General features: G+C 64.8%; 20 protein-coding genes. 3 read left to right on the top strand and 17 right to left on the bottom strand.

Going from position 1 to position 23,829, the window contains the following annotated elements; genetic code table 11:
- Positions 1–129: 129 nt before the first annotated feature.
- Complete coding sequence (locus JQ592_RS24685) at positions 130–1,461, top strand: MFS transporter (RefSeq protein ID WP_211405371.1); 1,332 nt, start codon at positions 130–132, stop codon at positions 1,459–1,461.
- Positions 1,462–1,657: 196 nt separating this feature from the next.
- Here JQ592_RS24685 and JQ592_RS24680 read toward each other — a convergent pair whose 3' ends face one another.
- The 3 genes from JQ592_RS24680 to JQ592_RS24670 are packed head-to-tail and all read right to left on the bottom strand — an operon-like array spanning position 1,658 to position 4,264.
- On the bottom strand, positions 1,658–2,071 hold the full coding sequence (locus JQ592_RS24680) for a Rieske (2Fe-2S) protein (protein ID WP_211405370.1): 414 nt from the start codon (positions 2,069–2,071) through the stop codon (positions 1,658–1,660).
- A complete protein-coding gene (locus tag JQ592_RS24675) occupies positions 2,071–3,180 on the bottom strand; it encodes an amidohydrolase family protein (RefSeq protein WP_211405369.1) in 1,110 nt (369 codons plus the stop codon). The genes JQ592_RS24680 and JQ592_RS24675 overlap by 1 nt, the downstream gene beginning before the upstream one ends.
- 25 nt (positions 3,181–3,205) lie before the next feature.
- Positions 3,206–4,264 (bottom strand): amidohydrolase family protein, encoded by a 1,059-nt coding sequence (locus tag JQ592_RS24670; RefSeq protein WP_211405368.1) that lies wholly within the window; start codon positions 4,262–4,264, stop codon positions 3,206–3,208.
- Positions 4,265–4,411: 147 nt separating this feature from the next.
- Here JQ592_RS24670 and JQ592_RS24665 point away from each other — a divergent pair, with 147 nt between their 5' ends.
- The gene (locus JQ592_RS24665) at positions 4,412–4,894 is read left to right on the top strand and encodes a CinA family protein (RefSeq protein WP_211405367.1); all 483 of its coding nucleotides are present in this window, start codon (positions 4,412–4,414) and stop codon (positions 4,892–4,894) included.
- A gap of 188 nt (positions 4,895–5,082) precedes the next feature.
- Here the strand turns inward: JQ592_RS24665 and JQ592_RS24660 are convergent, their stop codons facing one another.
- The 13 genes from JQ592_RS24660 to JQ592_RS24600 all read right to left on the bottom strand — a co-directional run bounded on the left by JQ592_RS24660 (position 5,083) and on the right by JQ592_RS24600 (position 19,446).
- Positions 5,083–5,358, bottom strand: coding sequence for a DUF1488 family protein (locus JQ592_RS24660; protein WP_130365771.1), 276 nt, complete (start codon positions 5,356–5,358; stop codon positions 5,083–5,085).
- A gap of 132 nt (positions 5,359–5,490) precedes the next feature.
- Positions 5,491–6,099: a tetratricopeptide repeat protein gene (locus JQ592_RS24655; protein WP_211405366.1), complete on the bottom strand. Its 609-nt coding sequence runs from the start codon at positions 6,097–6,099 to the stop codon at positions 5,491–5,493.
- A gap of 120 nt (positions 6,100–6,219) precedes the next feature.
- Complete coding sequence (locus JQ592_RS24650; RefSeq protein WP_211405365.1) at positions 6,220–7,689, bottom strand: AMP nucleosidase; 1,470 nt, start codon at positions 7,687–7,689, stop codon at positions 6,220–6,222.
- A 399-nt stretch (positions 7,690–8,088) separates the two neighbouring features.
- The gene (locus JQ592_RS24645) at positions 8,089–9,423 is read right to left on the bottom strand and encodes an HlyD family type I secretion periplasmic adaptor subunit (RefSeq protein WP_211405364.1); all 1,335 of its coding nucleotides are present in this window, start codon (positions 9,421–9,423) and stop codon (positions 8,089–8,091) included.
- The gene (locus tag JQ592_RS24640) at positions 9,420–11,168 is read right to left on the bottom strand and encodes a type I secretion system permease/ATPase (RefSeq protein WP_211405363.1); all 1,749 of its coding nucleotides are present in this window, start codon (positions 11,166–11,168) and stop codon (positions 9,420–9,422) included. Before JQ592_RS24640 ends, JQ592_RS24645 begins: the two co-directional genes overlap by 4 nt.
- Before the next feature lie 251 nt (positions 11,169–11,419).
- Positions 11,420–11,689 (bottom strand): GlsB/YeaQ/YmgE family stress response membrane protein, encoded by a 270-nt coding sequence (locus tag JQ592_RS24635; RefSeq protein ID WP_063696276.1) that lies wholly within the window; start codon positions 11,687–11,689, stop codon positions 11,420–11,422.
- A gap of 222 nt (positions 11,690–11,911) precedes the next feature.
- Positions 11,912–12,886: an ABC transporter ATP-binding protein gene (locus JQ592_RS24630; protein WP_211405362.1), complete on the bottom strand. Its 975-nt coding sequence runs from the start codon at positions 12,884–12,886 to the stop codon at positions 11,912–11,914.
- Positions 12,883–14,298, bottom strand: coding sequence for an amidase (locus JQ592_RS24625; RefSeq protein ID WP_211405361.1), 1,416 nt, complete (start codon positions 14,296–14,298; stop codon positions 12,883–12,885). Before JQ592_RS24625 ends, JQ592_RS24630 begins: the two co-directional genes overlap by 4 nt.
- The gene (locus tag JQ592_RS24620; RefSeq protein ID WP_211405360.1) at positions 14,295–14,492 is read right to left on the bottom strand and encodes a hypothetical protein; all 198 of its coding nucleotides are present in this window, start codon (positions 14,490–14,492) and stop codon (positions 14,295–14,297) included. The genes JQ592_RS24625 and JQ592_RS24620 overlap by 4 nt, the downstream gene beginning before the upstream one ends.
- Positions 14,489–15,550, bottom strand: coding sequence for an ABC transporter ATP-binding protein (locus JQ592_RS24615; RefSeq protein ID WP_211405359.1), 1,062 nt, complete (start codon positions 15,548–15,550; stop codon positions 14,489–14,491). The genes JQ592_RS24620 and JQ592_RS24615 overlap by 4 nt, the downstream gene beginning before the upstream one ends.
- A 184-nt stretch (positions 15,551–15,734) precedes the next feature.
- A complete protein-coding gene (locus tag JQ592_RS24610; RefSeq protein ID WP_211405358.1) occupies positions 15,735–16,637 on the bottom strand; it encodes an ABC transporter permease in 903 nt (300 codons plus the stop codon).
- Positions 16,638–16,640: 3 nt separating this feature from the next.
- Complete coding sequence (locus JQ592_RS24605; RefSeq protein ID WP_018643381.1) at positions 16,641–17,594, bottom strand: ABC transporter permease; 954 nt, start codon at positions 17,592–17,594, stop codon at positions 16,641–16,643.
- Between the two features lie 190 nt (positions 17,595–17,784).
- On the bottom strand, positions 17,785–19,446 hold the full coding sequence (locus JQ592_RS24600) for an ABC transporter substrate-binding protein (RefSeq protein WP_211405357.1): 1,662 nt from the start codon (positions 19,444–19,446) through the stop codon (positions 17,785–17,787).
- 199 nt (positions 19,447–19,645) lie between these two features.
- On the opposite strand from JQ592_RS24600, the gene JQ592_RS24595 reads away from it, so the two are divergent.
- Complete coding sequence (locus tag JQ592_RS24595) at positions 19,646–21,241, top strand: ABC transporter substrate-binding protein (protein ID WP_211405356.1); 1,596 nt, start codon at positions 19,646–19,648, stop codon at positions 21,239–21,241.
- A gap of 326 nt (positions 21,242–21,567) precedes the next feature.
- Here the strand turns inward: JQ592_RS24595 and JQ592_RS24590 are convergent, their stop codons facing one another.
- Complete coding sequence (locus JQ592_RS24590; RefSeq protein WP_211405355.1) at positions 21,568–23,799, bottom strand: CHASE2 domain-containing protein; 2,232 nt, start codon at positions 23,797–23,799, stop codon at positions 21,568–21,570.
- Between the last annotated feature and the right edge of the window lie 30 nt (positions 23,800–23,829).

Below are 23,829 nucleotides of genomic sequence, written 5' to 3'. Positions count from 1 at the left end.
TCCGGAAAACCGGTTGACTCCCCAGCCCTCGCGCGGGAAGGGGTATGACAGATTGTCGCAGCTTCAATCTGTCGCCTTGCCGTGAAATGAGTTCCGGTCCGGCCACGTCTTTCCAAGGGGAGCAACGTCATGGCTGGACCAGCCAACTCAACCAATCCGCCCGTGATCAAGTCGCGCATCGGCGCGATCCTGCGCGCCACCAGCGGCAATTTCCTCGAGCAGTTCGATTTCTTCCTGTTCGGCTTCTACGCCGCCGCGATCGGCAAGGCGTTCTTCCCCTCGACCAACGAGACCGCCTCGCTGCTCAACACCTTCGGCGTGTTCTGGCTCGGCGCATTGATGCGCCCCGTCGGCGCCATCGTGCTCGGCGCCTATATCGACCGCATCGGCCGCCGCCAGGGCCTCATCGTCACGCTCGGCATCATGGCGTTCGGCACCGTCGTCATCGCGTTCTGCCCGAGCTACGCGACCATCGGTATTGCGGCGCCGGTCATCGTGCTGATCGGCCGCCTGCTGCAGGGCTTCTCCGCCGGCGTCGAGCTCGGCGGCGTCTCAGTATATCTCGCGGAAATCGCAACGCCCGGCAATCGCGGCTTCTACACCTCGTTCCAGTCGTCGAGCCAGCAGGTCGCGATCTTCGTCGCCTCGATCCTCGGCTACGTCCTCTCCGAGATAATGCCGGCCGACACGGTCGCGTCCTGGGGCTGGCGCATTCCGTTCTTCGTCGGCTGCCTGATCATTCCGCTGATCTTTGTCCTGCGGCGCACGCTGGAGGAAACCCCGGCGTTCCTCGCGATGAAGAAGCACCCGACGGCCAGCGAGGTGTTCGCCTCCGCGCTCGCCAACTGGCGCATCGTGCTGCTCGGCATGATGATCGCGATCCTGACCACGACGACGTTCTATTTCGTCACCGTCTACACGCCGACCTTCGGCAAGACGGTGCTGAAGCTGTCGACGCATGACGCGCTGCTGGTGACGCTGCTGGTGGCGGTCACCAACTTCATCTGGAATCCGGTCGGCGGCGCGCTGTCCGACCGCATCGGCCGCAAGCCGGTGCTGCTCGGGATCGCCGGCCTCGCCCTGGTGACCGCCTACCCGGCGCTGTCCTGGCTGGTGGCCGCGCCGACCTTCGGCAAGCTGCTCGCCGTCGAGATGATGTTCTCGTTCTATTTCGGCATGTACAGCGGCACCATGCTCGGCGCCCTCGTCGAGATCGTGCCTGCGCATGTGCGCACCACCTGCTTCTCGCTCGCCTTCGCGCTTGCGGCTGCGCTGTTCGGCACCTTCACGCCGTTCGCCTCGACCTGGCTGATCGACTACACCGGCAACAAGGCCGCGCCCGGCGCCTGGCTGATGTTCGCCGCGCTCCTCGGCATCATCGCGGCCTCGATCGTTTACCGCGGCGGCGGCAATGCGGTGCCGACCTATGATGTGGCGGCGGAGCCGGTTGCGGGGCATTGAGGGTCATTTCGGGGCGTCTCTTCCTTCGCCTCTCCCCGCTTGCGGGGAGAGGCCGGAATGCGCGCTGAAAGCGCGGATTCCGGGTGAGGGGGACTCTCCGCGAATCCAACTCTCACCGTCCCTGCGGAGACTCCCCCTCACCCCAACCCTCTCCCCGCAAGCGGGGCGAGGGAGCGCAGCTCCGGCGCGGTGAGGACTACAGCTCCACCACCACGTAGTCGCTTTCGACCTTCACCGTGACAGTCTCGGCGACATACGGTCCCTTCACCACGCGCGCGCCGGGCTCGACCTGAGCCGGATAGGCCTTCACGCGGAAGCGGCGGGGATCGCAGTAGGATTGTCCGGTGCGGATGTCGAACTCCCAGCCGTGCCAGGGGCAGCGGATGATCTCGCCGAGTTTCGTGTATTCGATCTCGCCGGGATTGCTCGACTGGGCGAGGCCGATCAGCGGGCCCTCGCACAATGCCGCACCCTGATGCGGGCAGCGGTTCATCAGGCCGAAATATTCGCCCTTGATGTTGAAGACCGCGATCGGCCGTCCGTCGATCTCCAGGAATTTTCGCGTGCCCGGCGGAAGCTCATCCACAGGCGCGATCACATGCCGCGCCATCAATTGATTCCGTAGAGCTTCTTCGCGTTGCCGAGATAGAACGCCTCGCGGTTGGCCTCGCTGACGCCCGCCGGCAGCACGCGCGACGGCTCGTCATAGTCCCAATGCGGATAGTCGGTCGCGAACAGCAGCTTGTCCCAGCCGACCCATTTGATGACGTCGAACAGATCCTCGCGCCGCTCCGGATCCTCCATCGGCTGCGTCGTCCACCACACCTGCTCGCGGATGTATTCCGACGGCGGGCGCTTCACATGCGGAACCTCGCTGCGCAGCCGCTGCCAGGCTTTGTCGAGCCGCCACGCCAGCGACGGCGCCCAGCCGAAGCCGGCCTCGATCATCACCATCTTCAGTTTCGGGAAGCGCTCGAACACCCCTTCGAGCACGAGGCTCGCCAGCGCCGATTGCTGGCACTGCGAATGCCCGACCATCTCCTCAATGTAGTAACTCGGCCAGCCCGACGGCGTGATCGGGTTGCCGCCGAAGCCGAAGGCGTGGACGCCGACGGGAAGACCGGCCTCTTCCGCGGCCTGGTAGATCGGCCAGTACCGGCGCTGGCCGAGCGGCTCGACGTTGCGGCTGAGCAGCAGCACCTGCACGAAATTCTTGTCGCCGGCGCGCTCGCGGATCTCGGCGGCGGCCGACAGGCCATCCTCATTGCCGACGACGATGGACGCCTTCAGCCGCTTGTCCTTGCTGGTCCATTTGTCGATCTGCCAGTCGTTGATCGCCGAGCACAGCGCGGCTGAGAGCTCGTGATTGCGGATGCCCTGTCCGGTGTTGAGCGGATTGAGCACGCCAAGCTGCACATTGTTGGGATCGAGCAATTGCTTCTGCATGAAGGCGAGCGAGGAGCCCTGCGGGCCGCCTTCCGGCGGATAGGCATCGCGGCGCGAGGCGTTGGGCTGGGCCTTCGGATAGGGCGGGCCTTCCATCATGCCTTGATAGGCATGGACGCCGTAGATCTCGAGATGATGCTGCCAGCGCTTGGCGAGGTAGGGATAGAGCTCGGTGCGGGTGGCGCGTGCCGGGTGGATGTCGCAGTCGGCGATCGCGGTTTTGACGGTCAGTGGGGAAGCGGCTTCTTGGCTCTCGCGGAACTGGACATTCATCGCCTTGCCTCCTTTGGCAGCGGGCTCATTTCAGGCGGGGATAGGTTGCATACGGATTGTCGATCATGATCTTGCGCACGAGATCGGGGGACAGACCTTCGGGCAGCGCGTCCTGGTCGTCGAACTGCCAGTGCGGATAGTCCGTAGAGAATAAGACCAATTCGTCCGACTGCATATGCTCAAACAGGCGAATTAATGTCTCGGGTTCCGGCGGCGCATCAAATGGCTGTAACGAGAAGCGGATGTTGCTGCGCACAAGTTCCAGCGGCGCGCGATCGACCCACGGTGTCTCCATCCGCACCCCGCGCCAGAACTTGTGCAGCCGCCAGAGATACGGCGCGATCCAGGAGACGCCGGATTCCAGCATCACCATTTTCAGCCGCGGATATTTGGCGAACACACCCTCGACGATCACGCTGGTGAGCTGGGTCTGGAACGCCTGGGCCTGACCGACATAGTCCTCGATGTGATAGGACCCCCATCCCACAGCGGTCGGCGGATTGTGATAGGCGGAACCGGCGTGGATGCCGATCGGCAGGTCGAGCCGTTCCGCGGCTTCATAGATCGGCCACAGCGCGCGCTTGCCGAGCGGCGTGTCGCCCATCACCAGCATCAGCACCTGCACGAAGCGCTTGTCCTCTGCGCAGCGCTCGATCTCGGCGACGGCCTTCTCGATGCTTTGCGTGGGGATCACGATCGAGCCGCGCAGTCGTGAATCGCGATCGAGCCATTCCTTCACAAGCCAGTCGTTCAGCGCGCGGCAAAAGGCGGCCTGCAAATCTTCCGAAAACACCATCTGCACGCCGTAGAGCGGATTGCAGATGGCATGCTTGAGCTGGAAGGGATCGAGCACATGACGTTGCATGGCCTCCAGGCTCTCGCCCGGCTTGCCGCTTTCGGGCCGCCAGTCGTGACGCGCCGTGATCGGCGAGTTCTTCGGATAGGATTGCGAGACGAGATCGACCATGCCGCGCGTCGTCACCTGATCGCGCCAATAGTCGTTCAGGTACGGCAGCAGGCTGGTCAGATGCGGCACAGCCGGATGCACGTCGCAATCGATGCCGCCGGCGATCAGGGACGCCATGACGTCTCCCTTCTCACGTTTCCTCGCATGTCTCTTTTTGTACCCCACCATTCAAGCAGGCCTGCCCGTCGCTCGCAACTCGGCCAAGCCTGCTGTCATATGCTAGGAAGGCTGAGCTCGGTTGCGAAGGAATAAGGGGTCTCAGGGATGAAAGAGCTCATCGGCATTGCGGAACAGGTCGCGGCAAAACTGATCGCGCGCAAACAGACCATTGCGGTGGCGGAATCGTCCGGCGGCGGACTGATCTCGGCCAGCCTGCTCGCGGTGCCCGGCGCCTCCGCCTATTACCTCGGCGGCGCCGTGGTCTACACCCGCGATGCCAGGCGCGTGCTGATGGATATTTCGGATGAAGGAATGAAGGGCTTCCGTTCGTCGTCCGAGCCCTACGCGCAATTACTGGCCGAACAGATGCGCAGCCGCTTTGGCTGCGACTGGGGCCTGTCCGAGACCGGCGCAGCCGGCCCTACCGGCAACCGCTACGGTGATGCCGCCGGCCATAGCTGCATGGCCGTCGCGGGGCCCGCAGCGGAGGTGATGACGCTGGAGACAGGCAGCAACGACCGGTTCGCGAACATGCAGGTGTTTGCTGCGACGGCGCTGAGGTTGTTGTTGAGGAAGCTGGAGGAATAGCGGGCTCCTCGCGTCGAGGGAGACGGTGCGGCCGCGCCTTACATTCGGTGTCGTCCTGGCGAAGGCCAGGACCCATTACCCCGAATGAGCGTTATGCGGACAGTGGTGCCACAGCTTCTTCTAATAACGTAAGCCGGTGGTAATGGGTCCTGGCCTTCGCCAGGACGACATCGTGGAAGCGTTGTGCCCTACCGCCCCAAATGCCGCATGAAAATCCGCACCACGTAGCCCTGCACCCTCGGCGCCTCGTCGTAGAGGTCCGAGGCGATGCGTTCGATGGTTTCGCGCAGAGAGAGGAATTGCGCCTGCCGCGCGCTGCTCTCGGTGCCCTGCATGCCCGCAAGTTCGTCCATCGCGGCGTCGGAGATCTGGCAATCCACGACGTCACCATCGTTCAGCATGGTGAAGCGAAAGGCCAGACGTTCGAGGTCGTGGCCGATAATCCTGTCGCGCGTCAGCGGCATCCAATTGTCCCGTTCGCGCCCCCGAACGGGACAATGCTGAAAATCTGACGCGTTGTCACCACCCGCGCCGGTGACATGGCCGTCATACGACGCTCTTCAACAGCGCGCCCGTCAGCCCGCCACGCTCCGACTTCAGTAAACGAGCGCCGTTCCGGCCGGCTTGTCCAGTGCCGCGGCCAGCGATCGATATTCCTCGCAGTCCGTCCCGCAGATCGATGCGATCCGACCGAGGTGATAGAGCGCTTGCTCGCGGTTGCCCCGCTCGAGCTGCCACAGTCCATAATATTGCCATGTCAGCACGTGGTTCGGATCTGCCTGCAAGGCGCGCTCGTACCAGACCTGCGACTGTTCGTAGTCGCCGAGCTTGCGGTAGGAGTAGCCGATGAGGTTGGCGACGTTCGGATGGTCGTCATGGCCGAGCGACTTCAACTGCGCGATCGCGGCCGCATAGTCGTTGTGCTCGTAGATGGTATCATAGGCGGCGCGATAGCCGGCGGCGAAAGCGGGATCGCCAATGCTGGACTGGTTGCCTTGCTTCTTACCCTTCTGGGTTGCCTTGGCGCCTGGCCGCTTCGGATAGGTCGCCTGCGGCTTCTGATCCGAATAGGCGCCGGCATAAGGATCGGTAGAACCGGAACCGCCACCGCCTCCTCCACCACCGCCCGCCGCGAACGCCGGCAAACTCAACAGGGCTGCCGCAAATGTACCTAGCGTGACGAGCCTGATCATCCCAGTGAACATCTTCGTCTCCTGTCCTGCTTCGCGCGCCCCGGACGAATTGATAACCCTGCCTCGGCAGCGTTATTCCGGGACGCGGTGCTCACGGAGACGTCAGCGTTCGTACGACAGTTCTGTTGTCCTTTACTGGAATGCCACTTCGGCAAAGCTTCTCAGCTTTCGCGAATGCAGGCGTTCGGATTCCTGCTGCTTGATCCGCTCCAGTGCCTTCAGGCCGATCTCGAGATGCTGGCCGACACGGCGGCGGTAAAATTCGCTGGCCATGCCCGCGAGCTTGATCTCGCCATGCAGCGGCTTGTCGGAGACGCACAGCAGCGTGCCGTAGGGGACGCGGAAGCGGTAACCGTTGGCGGCGATCGCAGCCGATTCCATGTCGAGCGCGACCGCGCGCGACTGCGACATGCGGCGGATCACCTCGGGCCCGGAAATCTCCCAGTTGCGGTTGTCGACGCTCGCGACAGTCCCTGTGCGCATCAGGCGTTTGAGCTCGAAGCCTTCGAGGCCGGTCACGTCCTCGACCGCCTCCTCGAGTGCAACCTGCATCTCGGCCAATGCCGGGATCGGGACCCAGAGCGGCAGCTCGCGGTCGAGCACGTGATCCTCGCGCACATAGCCGTGCGCGAGCACGTAGTCGCCGAGCCGCTGCGTGTTGCGCAGGCCCGCGCAATGGCCGAGCATCAGCCAGGCGTGCGGCCTCAGCACCGCGACGTGGTCGGTGACGTTGCGCGCATTCGACGGGCCGGTGCCGATATTGATCAGCGTGATGCCGCGATAATCGGGTTCGACCAGGTGGAAGGCCGGCATCTGCGGCGTGCGGGCGGGCGCGGCCCCCGTCGTCGCGCCACCGGCGCGTGTGATGACGTTGCCGGGCGCGACAAAGGCTTCGAGGCCGGCTTCACTAGCCTGAAGCCGCTGCTGGCAGAGCTGCGCGAAGGCGTCGATATAGAACTGGTAGTTGGTGAAGATCACGAAGTTCTGGAAATGCTCGGGATCGGTGCCGGTGTAGTGGTAGAGCCGGCGCAGCGAGTAGTCGACGCGGGCAGCGCGGAACAGGGACAGCGGCTCGGGCGCGCCCGCCTGGAGCTCGAAGGTGCCGTCGGCGATGGCATCGTCCATGGTGGCAAGGTCAGGGACGTCGAACGCATCGCGCAGCGAGCGCGTGACGGGCGAGTTCTCGCTGGTCGTGATGGCGGCCTCGATGTTGATGTCGCGGCGATAGGCGAAGTGAATCGGGATCGGCTCGGTCGACTCGCCGATCTCGACCGGCACACCATGATTCTGGATCAACAGACCGATCTGCTCGGTCAGGTAGGCGCGGAACAGATCCGGCCGCGTGACGCTGGTCTCGTGCACGCCGGGTCCGGCGACGAAGCCGTAGGACAGCCGGGAATCGAGCCGCGCATGCGTCGCGGTGGTGAGGCGGACGAAGGGATAGTAGGCCCGCACCCGCGTGGTGACGGCTTCGCCGCCAACATAGGCCTCGAACCGGTCGCGCAGGAACTTTGTGTTGCGCTCGTAGATCTCTTCGAGCCGGGCAACGGCAAGAGACGCATCGGAGAAGGATTTGGTGGCGATGGACGGAGGGGACTGCATTGTTCGACCGCCGGGTTGCTGGGGGCTTGAGCCGAACTATAGCAAAGAAGGAGGTGCCGTAGGGTGGGTTAGCGCAGCGTAACCCACCACTTCTGCTTCTGACTTCTGAAGAGAGTGCCGTAGGGTGGGCAAAGCGAAGCGTGCCCACCAAAATGCTCGTCGTATGAAAGACGGTGGGCACGGCGCGTTGCGCCTTTGCCCACCCTACGAGATCCCGCAACACACCGCTGTCATGCCCCGGCTTGACCGGGGCATCCAGTACGCCGCGGCGTCTCGGTTCAATCACAACGGTCTCTGGAATACTGGATCGCCCGGTCAAGCCGGGCGATGACAGCGAGTGTGCGGCTCGAGATCCCGGATGCGCGCCAGGCGCGCTCCGGGATGACGCGCTTTCGCGCGTCACTTCTCGCGGAAGGCCCGCATCAGCTGGTCGTGCAGCGGCTTCATCAGGTAGGACAGCATGGTGCGGTCGCCGGTCTGGACGAAGGCTTCCACGGGCATGCCGGGGATGATCTTGACGTCGCCGAGGCGGGCGATCTCTTCCGGCGGCATCGAGACGCGGATGGTGTAATAGCTCTGGCCGGTGCGCTGCTCGGTGGTGACGTCGGGCGAGACGCGGCTGACGACGCCGTTGAGCTCGGGCGTGGTGCGCTGGTTGAAGGCGGACAGGCGCAGCAGCGTCTTCTGGCCGATCTGGAGCTTGTCGATGTCGACCGGATTGACCTTGGCCTCGACCTGGAGGTCGTCGGCCTGCGGCACGATCAGCATCAACGTGTCGCCGGCAGTGACGACGCCGCCGACGGTATGCACCGTCGATTGCAGCACCATGCCGTCCTGCGGCGCGCGGATGTCGACGCGGCGAAGCTGGTCCTCGGCGGCGACCTTGCGCTCGATCAGCTCGCCGATCTTGTCGTTGGTCTCGCGCAGATCCTTGGAGACCTCGCTGACCATGTCCTTGTCGACCTGGATGATCTGAAGCTCGGTCTCGGTGATCTTGCCCTTGGCCTGTGCGCGCGAGGCGATGTACTGCGCACGCTCGCCGTTGAGGCGGGCACTGTCGCGCTCGAGCTGGGTCAGGCGCGAGATCTGCACCAGACGCTTGTCATAGAGATCGCGGACGCCGGTGAGCTCGTTCTGGACAAGCGCGATCTCCTTGTCCTTGGCCGTCTCCTGTGCGGACAGGCCCTCGATTTCCTCGTTGAGCTGCAGGACGCGCTCGCGGAGCTGCGCCTTCTGGCCGGCGCGGCCGTTGACGCGGACGTCGAACAGCTTGGACTCGGCGGAGAGCAGCGCCTTGACATCGGGATCGTTGCCGCGATCGAGCAGGGATTGCGGGAACTCGATCTTGTCGAGACCGCGCTGCTCGGCCTGGAGCCGCGCGGTGCGCGCCTGCGCGGCATCGAGATTCTTGGTGACGATGGCGAGGTTCGCCCTGGTCACGGTGTCGTCGAGCCGCACCACGATGTCGCCGGCCTTGACCACGTCGCCGTCGCGGGCGCGCAGCTCGCCGACCACGCCGCCGGTCGGGTGCTGCACCTTCTTGACGTTGGATTCGACCACGATCTGGCCCGGCGCGATCAGCGCGCCCGAGATCAGCGCCGTCGATGCCCAGCCGCCGAGGCCGACGACGAGGACCAGCACGATGCCGAGGCCGAGCATCAGGTGAAACGTGATGGAATCACGCACGGTCTTCTTGGCGGCGGGCTTCGTACCGCCGATCGCCATCGTGCTCATGACTTTGTCACTCCGCCTTCACTGACGACCTTGATCGGTGCCGGCGGTGTCACCCGTGGCTGGAGCACCTGAGCGAGCACCTGCTCCTTCGGGCCGAACGCCTGCATGCGGCCCTCGCGCAGCACCAGAATCTGGTCGACCGCCTCGACGCCGATGGGGCGATGCGCCACCACGACGACGATGGCGCCGCGCTCGCGGGCGGCGCGGATGGCGCGGGTCAGCGCCTCGTCGCCTTCGGTATCGAGGTTGGAATTCGGCTCGTCGAGCACGATCAGGAACGGGCTGCCGTACAGCGCGCGCGCCAGCGCCACGCGCTGCGCCTGTCCTGCGGACAGCGCTGTGCCCTGCTCGCCGACTTGCGTGTTGTAGCCCTCGCGCATCTTGATGATCATCTCGTGCACGCCGGCCTCCTTGGCGGCGGCGATGATGCCGTCGGAGGTGGCCTCGGGATCGAACCGGCTGATGTTCTGCGCGATGGTGCCGCCGAACAGTTCGACGTCCTGCGGCAGATAGCCGATGTGGCGCCCGAGCACGTCGCTTGACCATTGGTCGAGCGCCGCGCCGTCGAGCCGCACCTTGCCGCGCACCGGCTGCCAGACACCGACGAGCGCGCGGATCAGCGAGGATTTGCCGGAGCCGCTCGGCCCGATCACGCCGAGACCGTTGCCGGCGTCGAGCGCGAAGGTGACGTCCTGCACGATGAGGCGTTGGTCGCCCGGCGGCACCATGGCGATGCCCTCGACCGAGAGGCGGCTGGTCGGCGCCTGCAGCTGGGTCGGCATCGTCTGCGCCGGCATCTGCTCCAGAAGGCGCGTGAGGCGCTGCCAGCTCTGACGTGCCGCGACGAAGGACTTCCAGTGCGCAATCGCGAGATCGACCGGCGCCAGCGCGCGGGCCGAGAGGATCGAGCCGGCGATGATGATGCCCGCGGTCGCCTCCTGGTGGATGACGAGATAGGCGCCGACGGCGAGCACCGCCGATTGCAGCATCATGCGCAGCACTTTTGCGACCGCCCCTAAGCCGCCGGCGACGTCGCTGGCACGCTGATTGCCGGCGAGATATTTTTCGTTGGCCTCGCTCCAGCGCTGGTTCATCCGGCCGCTCATGCCCATCGCCACCATCACCTCGGCGTTGCGGCGGCTGGACTGGGCGAGATCGTTGCGCTGCGCGGCAAGGCCCATCGCCTCTTTCGCCGGCTGGCGGGACATGAATTCGGTAACCAGCGTCAAGCCCACCAGGATGATGGCGCCGACCAGTGCGGTCACCCCGATCATGACGTGGAACGCGAAGCAGATGGCGAGGTAGAGCGGCAGCCAGGGCAGGTCGAAGAACGCGCTCGGTCCCATGCCACCGAGAAAGGAGCGGACATTGTCGAGGTCGCGCAGCGGCTGCAGGCCCTCGTTGCGGCTCCCGACCAGCAGCGGCAGGCGCACGATGGTGTCGAACACGCGCTTGTTGAGGGCATCATCGAGCGCGGTTCCGATCCGCCCCAGGATCCGGTTGCGGATCATGTCGAGCACGCCCTGCGCCATGTAGAGGAAGCTGGCGAGGATGATGAGGCCGACCAGGGTTGGAACGCTGCGGCTCGGCAGCACCCGGTCGTAGACCTCCAGCATGAAGATCGACCCGGTCAGATAGAGCAGGTTGATCACGCAGCTCATCAGGCCGACGCCGACGAACGCCGTGCGACAGGCGCGCAGCGCGTCACCGAGCTCTGAACGGCGAACGCCAGGTGCGGCTGCCATCAGTCTGTTCTCTTTCGGGTGAGGGGACAAAGCCCCTGATTTCAAAGGCAATCTCAGGAGTACTTGACCCGGATTAACATCGCGTTTTCCGCTCGTCCAACGCAGTCGAATTAATCCAGGACCCTGATGAGCCACATCTACCCCGACCGGCCTTCCGCGCAAGTCCGGAATTTCACAGGCTTGCGGCTTTTTCTTGCAGGCTTTCAGCCCCTCCCGGGGAAAGGACGAGGCTGAAAGTCCGAATCGGGACGCTAGAGGCGGCCGCCGCCACGCACCAGGCGCACCACCAGCAGCAGGATGACCGCTCCGATGGCGGAGTAGACGATCTCCGAAACGAGGCCGGTCCCGAGCCGGATGCCGAGCTTCGGAAACAGGAAGCTCGCAACCAGCGCGCCGGCAACGCCGACCACGATGTCGCCGATGATGCCGAACCCGGTTCCGCGCACCACCTTGCCTGCGAGCCAGCCGGCGACGAGGCCGACGAACAGGATGACGAGCAGGCCTTCATTGGAAATGTACATAAGTGAGGTCCCTCTGGCGTGAACGGGCGCATGGAACCGGAACCGGGATGAATGAGGTCTGAATACCTTTGCGGCCGCGCCGCGCCACCCCCGACAAAAAAGTCGAAAACAACCCCATGCACAGTAGAGGTGCGCCCAGCGGTCAGCGCCCGGCGAACTGTGACAAGTCGGTGATGTCGTGGGGGAATTTTGAAGGAAGCTCGCCTTGAGCTGGAGAACGAACTAAGTCACCACCACCGGCTCCGCCAGCACGCACCGCGCCGCCCGGCCCGGTCCTACCTCCACATTCCCTGGCAATTGCTCCAGGCAGCGCGGCTGCGCCGCGGCGCAGCGGGGGGCGAAGGAGCAGTTGTGGGGTTTCTCGGCCAGCGATGGCGGCGTGCCGGGGATGGTCTCCAGCCGTGCCCCGCGCTTCGCTCCGTGGATGGTCGAGGCGAGCAGGCCCTTGGCGTAGGGATGCACGGGGGTGCGGACGATGTCGCGCAAGGTCCCCTGCTCCACGATCTGGCCGGCATACATCACCGCGACGCGGTCGCAGATCTCGATGGCCACACCGATGTCGTGGGTCACGAAGATCACGGACATGCCGAACTCGCGCTGCAGCTCGCGCAGCAGCAAGAGGATCTGGATCTGCACCGTGGCATCGAGCGCGGTGGTCGGCTCGTCCGCCAGCAAAATCTTGGGCCGGCAGGCGAGCGCCAGCGCGATCATCGCGCGCTGGCGCATGCCGCCGGACATCTCGTGCGGATAGGCATCTAACCGACGCTTGGCTGAGGGAATGCGCACGACCTCGAGCATCTCCAGCGCCCGCGCCCTGCCCTCCGCATAGCTTTTGCCCTCGTGGCGCACCACGCTTTCGGCGATCTGCGCGCCGATGGTGTAGACCGGATCGAGCGCGAGCGCGGGCTCCTGGAAGATCATCGAGACGGTCTGGCCGCGGAAGGACGAAAGCTGCTCGTCATTCATGGCGAGCACATCCTGTCCCATCACGTTGACCGTGCCCGAAATCTGCGTGCGCTTCTTCGGCAAGAGCCGCATCAGGGCACGCAGGGTCACGCTCTTGCCCGAACCGGACTCGCCGAGCAGGCCAAGCACCTCACTGTTGCCGAGCGAGAGATTGAGATCGTTCACGGCATAGACCGTGCGCTCGCCGGTGAAGCGGATGTTGAGGCCTGAGATCTCGACGAGTTTTGTCATGACGGCAGTTTGGGTATCCGGTCGTGATAGTCGGTGGCACGCTGGAAGGCGGCGCCGATGGTGAGCAAGGTCGCCTCATCGAAGGAGCGGCCGATCAGCTGCATGCCGACAGGCAGGCCGCTCTTTGTGAAGCCCGAGGGCACGGTCAGCGACGGCAGGCCCAAAAAGTTGACCGGACGGGTGAACAGCGTCAGCCGCTGCAACAGCGCCGGCGCGTTCGGTCCGCCGCCGACGTCGCTCTCCTCGATCGACGGCGCCGGCACCGGCGAGGCCGGGGCGATCACCGCGTCGACGCCCGCCGTCGCCGCATTGTGCGCGGCGAGTGCCGGACCACGCCAGCGCATCGCCTCGAGGTAAGTGATGGCGGGAACGGCCAGGCCGTTCTGGAGGCGCATCAATGTCTGCGCGCCGTAATCCTGCGAACGCTCGATCAGCCAGCGCTTGTGGAAGGCGGCGGCTTCAGCGGCCAGCACGAGCTGGCTCGCCGCCTGCAATTGCCGCTGGTCCGGCAGCTCGACCTTGACGATGTCGGCGCCCTCGCGCTTGAGCACCGCAATGGTCTCGTCGAGCACGCGCGCGACCTCGCTGTCGAGATCGTCGACATAGTAGGTCTCGGGCACGCCGATCTTGAGGCCGTTCAGGGATCCCTTGGTCGCGGCGACGTAGTCCGAGAGAGGCTCGTGGCTCGCGGTCGGATCCTCCGGATCCGGGCCGGCCGTCAACGCCAGCAGCAGCGCGCAATCCTCCGCGGTGCGCGCGAGCGGGCCGACCGTGTCGAGCGATTGCGACAGCGGCATGGCGCCGGCGCGGCTGACGCGGCTCCAGGTGGTCTTCAGTCCCGTGACGCCGCAGAAATGCGAGGGCATGCGGATCGAGCCGCCGGTGTCGGAGCCGAGCGCGGCATAGGTCAAGCGCGCTGCGACCGCCGAGCCGGAGCCCGAGGACGAGCCGCCGGTGATGTGCGCCACGTTCCAGGGATTGCGCACCGGACCATAATGGCTGTTGTGCCCGGTCGCACCATAGGCGAATTCGGCGAGGTGCAGCGTGCCGAGGCGGACCTGGCCGGCGTCCTTCAGCCGCTGCAGGGCGGTGGACGTCACGGTCGGGACGAAATCGCGACGGATCAGCGAGCCGCAGGTCGCGACGTGGCCCGCATCGTAATACATGTCCTTGTGCGCGAGCGGCACGCCGTGCAACGGCCCGCGGACATTGCCCTTGGCGAGCTCGGCATCGGCAGCTTCGGCCGCCTTCAGGGCAGCTTCCGACTCGATCGACACGAAGGCGTTGAGATGCGGCTGCCACTGCGCAATGCGGTGCAGCAGCGCACGCGTGACCTCATGCGAAGACACCTGCTTCATCGCGATCGCGCGCGCGACCTCGGTGAGCGTCATCAAGGCAGGCACAAGGCTCATTTCGACACCTTCTGCGTCTGCGCAACCACATAAGTTGCCGGCTCGAGGTCGAAAGGCAGCGTGCCGGCGATCGCGGCAAAGCCCTCGAAGGCGGGTCCAATGGAGTTGGAGATGCGCGTTGCAATCTCATCGTCCACGGGAATGCCCGAGATTTGCGCGATGGGCTTGATCTCTTTTGGTGTCGGTCTTGTCATGCTGTTTCCCCTGCGGGCGCGCGGCTATGGCCTGAACCCGGGATCGCCATGTAGCACGCGGCCTCGTGGCCCATTGTATCGACGGCCGTGAGCTTTGGTGCGGCATTTGCGCAGAGCGGCTCCGCAAACGCGCAGCGGGTGTGGAAGCGGCAGCCCGGGGGCGGATCGATCGGATTGGGCGGATCGCCCGTGATCGGCGGCTTCTCGGTACGGCTATCAGGATCGGAGGACGGCATCGCAGCGAGCAGCGCACGCGTATAGGGATGCGCCGGGTTGTCCCAGACCTGGTCGACCGGGCCGAGCTCGACGACCTCACCGAGATACATCACCAGCACGCGATCACTGATGTAGCGCACGACGTTGAGGTCGTGGCTGATGAAGAGATAGGTCAGGCCGAACTCGCGCTTGAGATCGGCGAGCAAATTGAGCACCTGCGCCTCGACGGATTTGTCGAGCGCGGAGACGGCCTCATCCAAAATCACCAGCCGCGGCGACAGCGCCAGCGCACGTGCGATGTTGACGCGCTGGCGCTGGCCGCCGGAAATCTCGTGCGGATAGCGGTTGGCGAAGTTTTCGGGGCGCAGGCCGACCTTGCCGAGCAGCTCGCGGGCCAGCGCCCGCGCCGTGCCATCGGCCATGCCGTGGACTTTTGGGCCGAAGGCGATCGACTCTTCGATGGTGAGACGTGGATTGAGCGAGGCGTAAGAATCCTGGAACACCATCTGCATGCCGCGGCGCAGCTCGCGCAGCGACAGCGACTGGCCGACGGTCATGCCGTCATAGATGATGTCGCCGTCATCGCGCGGCATCAGATGCATCAAGAGGCGCGCGGTGGTCGACTTGCCGCAGCCGGACTCGCCGACGATGCCGACCGTCTCGCCCTTGGCGACGGAGAAGGTGACATTATCGACGGCACGCACGGTACGTTTGGCGGCGAACAGCCCGCCGCGCACGGGGAAATGCTTCGTCAGGCCGTTGACCTGGAGCAGCGGCTGCGCGACGCCGCCGACGTCCTCGACCTGCTCCAGCATGGCAACAGAAGTGTTGCTCTCGCTCATGGCCGCGACCTCCCACCTCTCCCCATCGGGGAGAGGTCGCGCCGAAGGCGCGGGTGAGGGGGAGCGGCATTCCCGGTGGAGCGTAACCCCTCACCCGGATTGCATCGTTCGATGCAATCCGACCTCTCCCTCCGGGAGAGGTGTACGGAGGACGCCGCAACAGTGTGCTTCCGCATCATCATCGCTAATTCCTGATGTCCATGGCGCTGCGCAGGCCGTCCGAGAGCAGGTTGAAGCAGATCGAGACCGCGAAGATCATCGCGCCCGGCAAGGCCGCGACCCAGGGGTTGACGTAGATCGCGGTGCGCAGCGTGTTCAGCATCAGGCCCCATTCCGGCTCCGGCGGTTTTGTGCCGAGACCGAGGAAAGACAGACCGGCCGCCAAAATCATCGAGACCGAGATCAGGCTGGTGGCATAGACGAAGATCGCACCCAGCACGTTGCCGAGGATGTGCACGCGCATGATGGTGAAGGCGCCGGCGCCGGAGGCGCGCGCGGCTTCGACGAAGTCCATGTTGCGCACGCCCGTGGTGACGCTCTCGGCGACGCGGGTGATCTGCGGCACGAACACGATGGTGAGCGCCACGATGGAGTTGAGGATGCCGGCCCCCAGCGCGCCGGAGATCGCGATCGCCAGCAGCACGGAAGGGAAGGCGTAGAACACGTCCACCGTGCGCATGATCGCGGTGTTGAGCTTGCCGCCGACATAGCCGGCGACGATGCCGAGCGAGGTGCCGATGCAGAAGGCCAGGATGACGGGCAGGATGCCGATGACCAGCGACAGCCGCCCGCCATAGATCAGCCGCGCCAGCATGTCGCGGCCAAGTTCGTCGGTGCCGAGCGGATAGCCCACGGTGCCGATGTGACGGAGGCGGCGGATCATCGAGCCCTTGTAGGGGTCTTCGAGGCCGAGCCACGGCGCAAGGATCGCGGAAAGGAAGATCAGCAGCAGCACCAGCGCGCAGGCCATGCTGACCTTGTCGCGCATGATGCGGCGGCCGACGGTCGCCCAATAGCCGCGCGCCTTGGTCGCAGGCGCGGCCTGCAGCGCGGCGTCGGCGGTTGCGGACAACGGAAGCTCGCTCATTGGCTAGCCCCGCTTGATGCGCGGGTCGATCGCGGCTTGCGCGATGTCGACCAGCAGGTTGAGGAAGACGAAGAACAGCGCCAGGATCAGGATCGTGCCCTGCAGCAGCGGCAGGTCGCGCTGGAAGATCGCCGAGTTGAGCAGGAAGCCCGAGCCCGGCCAGGAGAACACGGTCTCGATCAGGATCGAGCCGCCGAGCATGTAGCCGAGCTGAAGCCCCATCACCGCGAGCGCGGTGGGTGCGGCGTTCTTGATGACATGGCGGAACACGCCGGTTTCGCGCAGGCCTTTTGCGCGCAGTGCTTCGACGAAGTCTTGCGACAGGATATCACCGGTCAGCGCGCGCACCGTGCGGGTGACGATGCCCATCGGAATCACCGAGGTCGTGATCGCCGGCAGCACGAGATATTTCAGGTGTGCCCAGTCCCAGGCCCAGGAGTTGGAGCCGCTGGGGCCGGCGCCGACCGCGGGCAACCAGTTGAGCTGGACCGAGAAGATGATGACCAGCAGCATGCCGAGCCAGTAATGCGGCACGGAGACGCCGGCGATGGCGAAGGAGGTCGCGACCTTGTCGATCCAGGTCTCGCGGAAATAGCCGGCGATCAGGCCGAGCAGGATGCCCATGGTGAAGCCGATGATGGCGGCCGCAATCGCGAGCGTGACGGTGTTGCCGACCGCGCGCATGACTTCGGCCAGCACCGGGCGTCCCGTCGCGATGGAATTGCCGAGATCGCCATGAAGGGCACGCAGCAGCCAAAGCCCGAACTGCACCGGCAGCGGGCGATCGAAGCCATAGGCGGCGCGCAGCTGCGCCGCGAGCTCCTGCGACGCATCGGCCGGCAGCACAGCGACGAGCGGATCGCCCGGCGTGATGTGCACAAGCAGGAAGCACACCAGCGCCACGCTGATGACGATCGGGACGACATAGACAATGCGTCTGGCGGTATAGGCGAGCACGTTGTTTCTTTTTCTTCCCTTCTCCCCTTGTGGGAGAAGGTGGCGCGAAGCGCCGGATGAGGGGTTCTATCCGCGGACACATAATTCAAGTGAGAGGGTCACTCGCGGAGAGAGACCCCTCACCCGGCTTCGCTGTCGCGAAGCCACCCTCTCCCACAAGGGGAGAGGGTGCACTCAGCAAGCCGGTGGATTACTGCGCGATCGACACCGGCGAGAAGTCGATGAACCAGCTCTTCGGCTGCACAACGCCTCTCACCTTCGGGCTCATGGCGCGGGGGCCGACGTCGTGGGCGACGTAGAGGAAGGCAGCGTCATCGACGGAGGCCGCGTGCAGCTCGGCGAGCGCGGCGTCGCGCGCGGCGGGATCGAAGGTCTGCCGCGCCTTCTTCACCAGCTCGTCGAACTTGGAATCGTTGATGAAGCCCCAATTGTTCGAGACCGGCGGCGCCATGCTCGATTGCAGGAAGCGCACCAGCGCGAAGAACGGGTCCATCGCCGCATAGGTGACGTTGGTCGCGTTCGAGCCGTTGGCGCTGGGGTCCTTGGCGCCGCGGCGCCAGTTGGTGAACAGCGTGTTCCACTCGATGACGTCGAGCTTCACGTCGAAATAGCACTCGGCGAGCGCCTGCTGGAGATATTCGTTCATCGGCAGCGGCTGCATCTGGCCGGAGCCGGACGCCGAGGTCTGGATCTTGACCGCAAGCTTCTTGCTGGGACCGAAGCCGGCTTCCTGCATCAGCTTTTGCGCAGCCGCCTTGTCATACTTGATCTCGAAGCCCGGCTTGCCGCGCCAGGGATGGCCGGGCTCGAAAGTGCCGGACGCCGGCACCATCAGCCCCGCAAGCAGACCGTCCTTGAGGCCTTCGCGATCGACGCAGAGATTGGCGGCCTTGCGCACGCGGATGTCGTTCCAGGGCGAGCCCTCGACGCGCGAGAACTGCCACGGCCAGACATGCGGCTGCTCATTGGCGTAGAGCTTGAAGCCGCGCTGCTTCAGCTCGGGCAGCGCATCCGGCGCCGGTGCTTCGACCCAATCGACCTGACCCGAGAGCAGCGCCGCGGTGCGCGCGTTCGCCTCCGGCATCGGCAAGAGCACCATCTTGTCGACCTTGGGCACGCGATCCTTGTTCCAGTAGCTCGCGTTCTTGACCAGCTCGAGCCGCTCGCGCGGGGTGAAGCTCGCCATCTTCCACGGGCCGGTGCCCGAGGCATCCTTGGCGAACGCGGTCCAGGCGGCCTGCGACTTCGCCTTGGCGTCAGTGCCTTCAGCCTTGTCGTAGAAGGCCTGCCATTTCGCCGGGCTCGCCATGAACAAATTGGTGAGGTTGATCGGCAGGAAGCTGTCGGGCTCCTTGGTGGTGAGCTCGACCGTCATGTCGTCGATCTTCTTTGCGGAGGCCAGCGTCGGCATGCGCGAGGCCGTGACGCCGACCTGGCTGGCGTCGAACTGTGGCGCGTCCTGCTTCAACACCTTCTCGACATTCCACACCACGGCGTCGGCATTGAACGGCGAGCCGTCATGGAAGGTCACGCCGGGACGCAGCTTGAAGGTCCATTTGGTCTTGTCGGCATCGTCGACCTTCCACTCGGTGGCAAGGCCGGGAATCACCACGCTGGGCTTGTCGGCGGAGGACAGATCCCAGCCGGTCAGCGCGTCATACATGGTGAGGCCGGTGAAGCGATTGCCTTCAAAGCCCTGATCGGGCTGACCGAGGGTGCGCGGAATATCGGCAGCCGTCATGCCAATGCGCAGCACGGTTTCTGCAGCCACCACGCGCGGCCATGCGGCCGCGCTGCCAAGTGCCAAAAGCGCGATCAGCGCCACCCGTGTCTTCTTGTTCTTGATAAGCATCGCCTCGATCCTTCTTCGGCTTTCGATGATTAATTTTGATGCAATCGTATGCAATGGCTATGCCAAAGAGAAACTTATTCTGCAAATTGCTCCTGCGACGACAAGTCCTTGTGATAACGCACGGACGAAACCGGCGCGCTGCCTATTCTGGCATCAAGATTGCAAGTTTGGCCCCGAAATCTCCTGGGAGCTTTGGGCCATGCGTATTCGTCTATCGACCTGTCTTGCCGTGCTTGCGCTGGCAGTTTCCGCGATCTCGGCGCGCGCCGAAACGGTGGTGCGCTACGGCATCTCGATGGCGGACATTCCGCTGACGACGGGCCAGCCCGATCGCGGTGCCGGCGCCTATCAGTTCACGGCCTATACGATCTACGATCCGCTGGTCGCATGGGAGATGGACGTCGCCGATCGCCCCGGCAAGCTGGTGCCGGGCCTCGTCACCGAATGGAAGGTCGACGATGCCGACAAGACCAAATGGCGCTTCACGCTTCGCAAGGGCGTGAAGTTTCACGACGGCAGTGACTTCAACGCCGATGCGGTGATCTGGAATCTCGACAAGGTGCTCAACGACAAGGCGCCGCAATTCGACAAGCGGCAGAGCGCGCAGGTGAAGACTCGCCTTCCCTCCGTCGCCAGCTACGCCAAGATCGACGACTTCACGGTGGAGATCACCACCAAGACGGTCGATTCCTTCTTCCCCTATCAGATGCTGTGGTTCCTGGTCTCGAGCCCGGCGCAGTACGAAAAGCTCGGCAAGGACTGGGACAAGTTCGCCAGCCAGCCCTCCGGCACCGGCCCGTTCAAGCTGACCAAACTGGTGCCGCGCGAGCTCGCCGAGCTCAGCAAGAATCCGGACTACTGGAACAAGAAGCGCATTCCCAAGGTCGACAAGATCGTGCTGGTGCCGATGCCGGAAGCGCTGACGCGCACCAACGCGCTGCTCGCCGGACAAGTGGACCTGATCGAGACGCCGGCGCCGGATGCCGTGCCGCAGCTGAAAGCGGCCGGCATGAAGCTCGTCGACAACGTCACGCCCCATGTGTGGAATTATCACCTCAGCGTGCTGCCGGGCTCGCCCTGGACCGACATCCGCCTGCGCAAGGCGCTGAACCTCGCGATCAACCGTGACGAAGTCGTCGGCCTGATGAACGGCCTCGCCAAGCCCGCCAAGGGCCAGGTCGATCCTTCCAGCCCGTGGTTCGGCAAGCCCAGCTTCGAGCTGAAATATGATCTCGCCGCCGCGAAAAAGCTGGTGGAGGAAGCGGGCTACTCCAAGGCAAAGCCGCTGAAGACCACGTTCATCATCGCGCAAGGCGGCACCGGCCAGATGCTGTCGCTGCCGATGAACGAGTTCCTGCAGCAGAGTTTTAAAGAGATCGGCATCGACATCGACTTCAAGGTGGTCGAGCTCGAGACGCTCTATACGCATTGGCGCAAGGGCGCGGCCGACGAGATGAACGCCGGCATCACCGCCAACAACATCGCCTATGTCACCTCGGACCCGCTCTACGCCATCGTCCGCTTCTTCCACTCCGGCCAGATCGCGCCGGTCGGCGTCAACTGGGGCGGCTACAAGAACCCGAAGGTCGACGCACTCATCGACGAGGCCAAGCAGACCTTCGACAGCGCCAAGCAGGATGAGCTGCTCGCCCAGGCGCACGCGCTGATCGTCGACGATGCCGTGCTGGTCTGGGTCGTCCACGACACCAACCCGCACGCGCTGTCGCCGAAGATCAAGCAGTTCGTGCAGGCCCAGCACTGGTTCCAGGACCTGACGACGATCGGGGTGGAGTGAGGGGCGACAAGCGCCGCTGTCGTAGGGTGGGCAAAGCGTAGCGTGCCCACACCATGCTACGACGAGGAAGAGCAGACGTGGGCACGGCGCTGACGCGCCTTTGCCCACCCTACGAGAGTTGCTTTTTGGCGCACACTGACGCGTCAAACATCCCTGTCGTCCCGGGCAAGCGCCAGCGCAGACCCGGGACCCATAGCCACAGGGAGTGGTTTGGCGAAGACTCGCGGTTGCCGATCGCGTGCCGCAACTCCTCCCTGGGGTTATGGGTCCCGGATCGGCGCGCGCTTCAGGCGCGCTTGTCCGGGACGACAGCGAGTGTGTGACCACTACTTCGTCAGCAGCGCATACGCCCCGGTCCAGTCCTCCGGCGGCGGATTGATCTGGAAATCCTTGATCCTCGCCTCGTAGAGCTTGAACAGCTTTTCCAGCGTGTCGGCGTCCTCGCTCTTGCGGCCGCGCTCGATCGCATTGATTGCGCCCTGCCAGTCGCGGTTGCGGTAGCAGCCGAGCATCTCGATGGTGATGTTGCGCAGCCGCTGGAAGGCGGCCGAATGCATCACGTCCTCGCGGCCGGCGATGGCGTAGATCACTTCCGGCTCGGTCTTGCCCTTGACCATGATGAAGTCGAGCTCGAGGATCGCGAACTTGTCCTTGGCCGCGAGCGCGGTCCTGGAGCCGACGATGATCGGGAAGCCGTATTCCTTGGTTTGCCCTTCCAGGCGTGAGGCCAGGTTCACGCTGTCGCCGAGCACCGAATAGTTCTTCTTGAGGTCGGAGCCCATGTTGCCGACCACACCGATGCCGGTGTTGAGGCCGATGCCGACATTGAGCGGGATGTAGACGTGGCCGCCGTCGGCGGCCTCCTGCTCGCGCTCCTTGTTGACCTCGTCGATCTTCTCGAGCATCTGGATCGCGGCCTCGCAGGCGTTGACCTCGTGCTCGGCATCGTCGAGCGGCGCATTCCAGAACGCCATGATGGCGTCGCCCATGTATTTGTCGATGTAGCCCTTCCGCTCGATGATGACGTCGGTCAGCGGCGTCAGGAAGCGGTTCATCAGCGCGATCAGCCCCTGCGGATCCTGCTTGTAGCTTTCCGAGATGGTGGTGAAGCCGCGCACGTCGGAGAACATGATCGTCATCTCGCGCTCCTCGCCGCCGAGCACGAGCTTTTCCGGCGACTGCGCCAGCTGCTCGACCAGCACCGGCGACATGTATTGCGCGAACATGCCGCGGATCTGCACGCGCTGGCGCTGCTCGCGCACGAAGCTGGCGAAGATCAGCGTCAGGTAGATCGCGGTGGTCGAGAGCAGCGGATAGGTGAAATCGATGAGATAGCGGTACTGCAAATAGAAGAACCAGGACGTGCCGACCAGGATCGCGGCGAACATCGCGCCCGCCAACACGAGGCGGACGGGGCCGAGATTGGGCGTGAAGATGATGACGAGCAGGCCGATGAACAGCGCGGCGAGCAGCTCGACGCCGAGCGCGTAGTTCGGCTGCGAGATCACCGCGCCGCTCAGCACGCTCTCCAGCACCTGGGCGTGGATCTCGACACCCGGCATGGCCCGGGATACCGGCGTGGTCTTGATGTCGTTCAGGCCGACCGCGGAGGTGCCGACCAGCACGAGCTTGCCGGCGATCTTGCTCGGCGACACCGTGTTGTCGAGCACGTCGGCGGCCGAGACGTAGATCGAGGGATCATATCGGGCGTAATGCACCCAGAGCTGGCCGTTCCTGTCGGTGGGGATCTCTACGCCCTTGAGGCGGATGGCCCGCACGCCGGACTTGTCGGTCCGGACCAGCAGCGTCGGCGTACTGGTGATGACCCGCAGGATCTCCAGGCTGAGCGAGGGCATGATGTTGCCCTGGGCGCGCATCACCATCGGCACGCGACGGATCAGGCCGTCGCGCTCGGTCCTGATCGTGAACAGGCCGCGACCGGCGGCGACCTTCTCGATCACGGGCACGTTGCGCAACAGGCCGGGGAACTCGAACAGAAACTTCTCGGCGTTCTCCTCGCCGACCGTCGCCACCCCTGTGAAGGGAAGCGTCTTGTCGATCTCCGACGTGATCTCAGACTGCCCGGTCTCGCCCAGCACCACGCGCGAGCGCCTGATCGCTTCCGAGAGGATCTGGTCGTTGCTCGGCAGCTCGCGCAGCCTGGCACGCGTGGCATCGTCCAGATAGCGCATCTGTCCCGCGACCAGGTCCGGGTTGAGCCGGTCGGGCTCCGAGAACACCACGTCGAAGCCGATCGCGACCGCGCCGTTGCTGGTGAGGTTCTGGATCAGGTCGGCGATCCGCGTCCGCGGCCATGGCCACTGGCCGAGCCTGGCGAGGCTCTTGTCGTCGATGTCGACGATGGCGACCGGCCGCATCGTCTTGTGGCGCGGATCGATCAGCTGAAACATGTCGAAGGTGCGCAGCCGCAATTCCTGGATCGGCGGCGGGTCCCAGAGGCGGGCACCGGCGAATATGACCAGCAGCGCAAGGCACATCAGCCGCGCAAAGCCGAACTTCTGCGCAAACCACCGCCGCAAGATCCTGAGACGTCTCATGCTGGTCGAGTTTCCCGCGGCCCGCCTTCG

It is taken from the genome of Bradyrhizobium iriomotense, assembly GCF_018129405.1.
GTDB classification, from domain to species: Bacteria; Pseudomonadota; Alphaproteobacteria; order Rhizobiales; family Xanthobacteraceae; genus Bradyrhizobium; species Bradyrhizobium iriomotense_B.
This window is presented reverse-complemented; position numbering and strand designations above follow the sequence as displayed.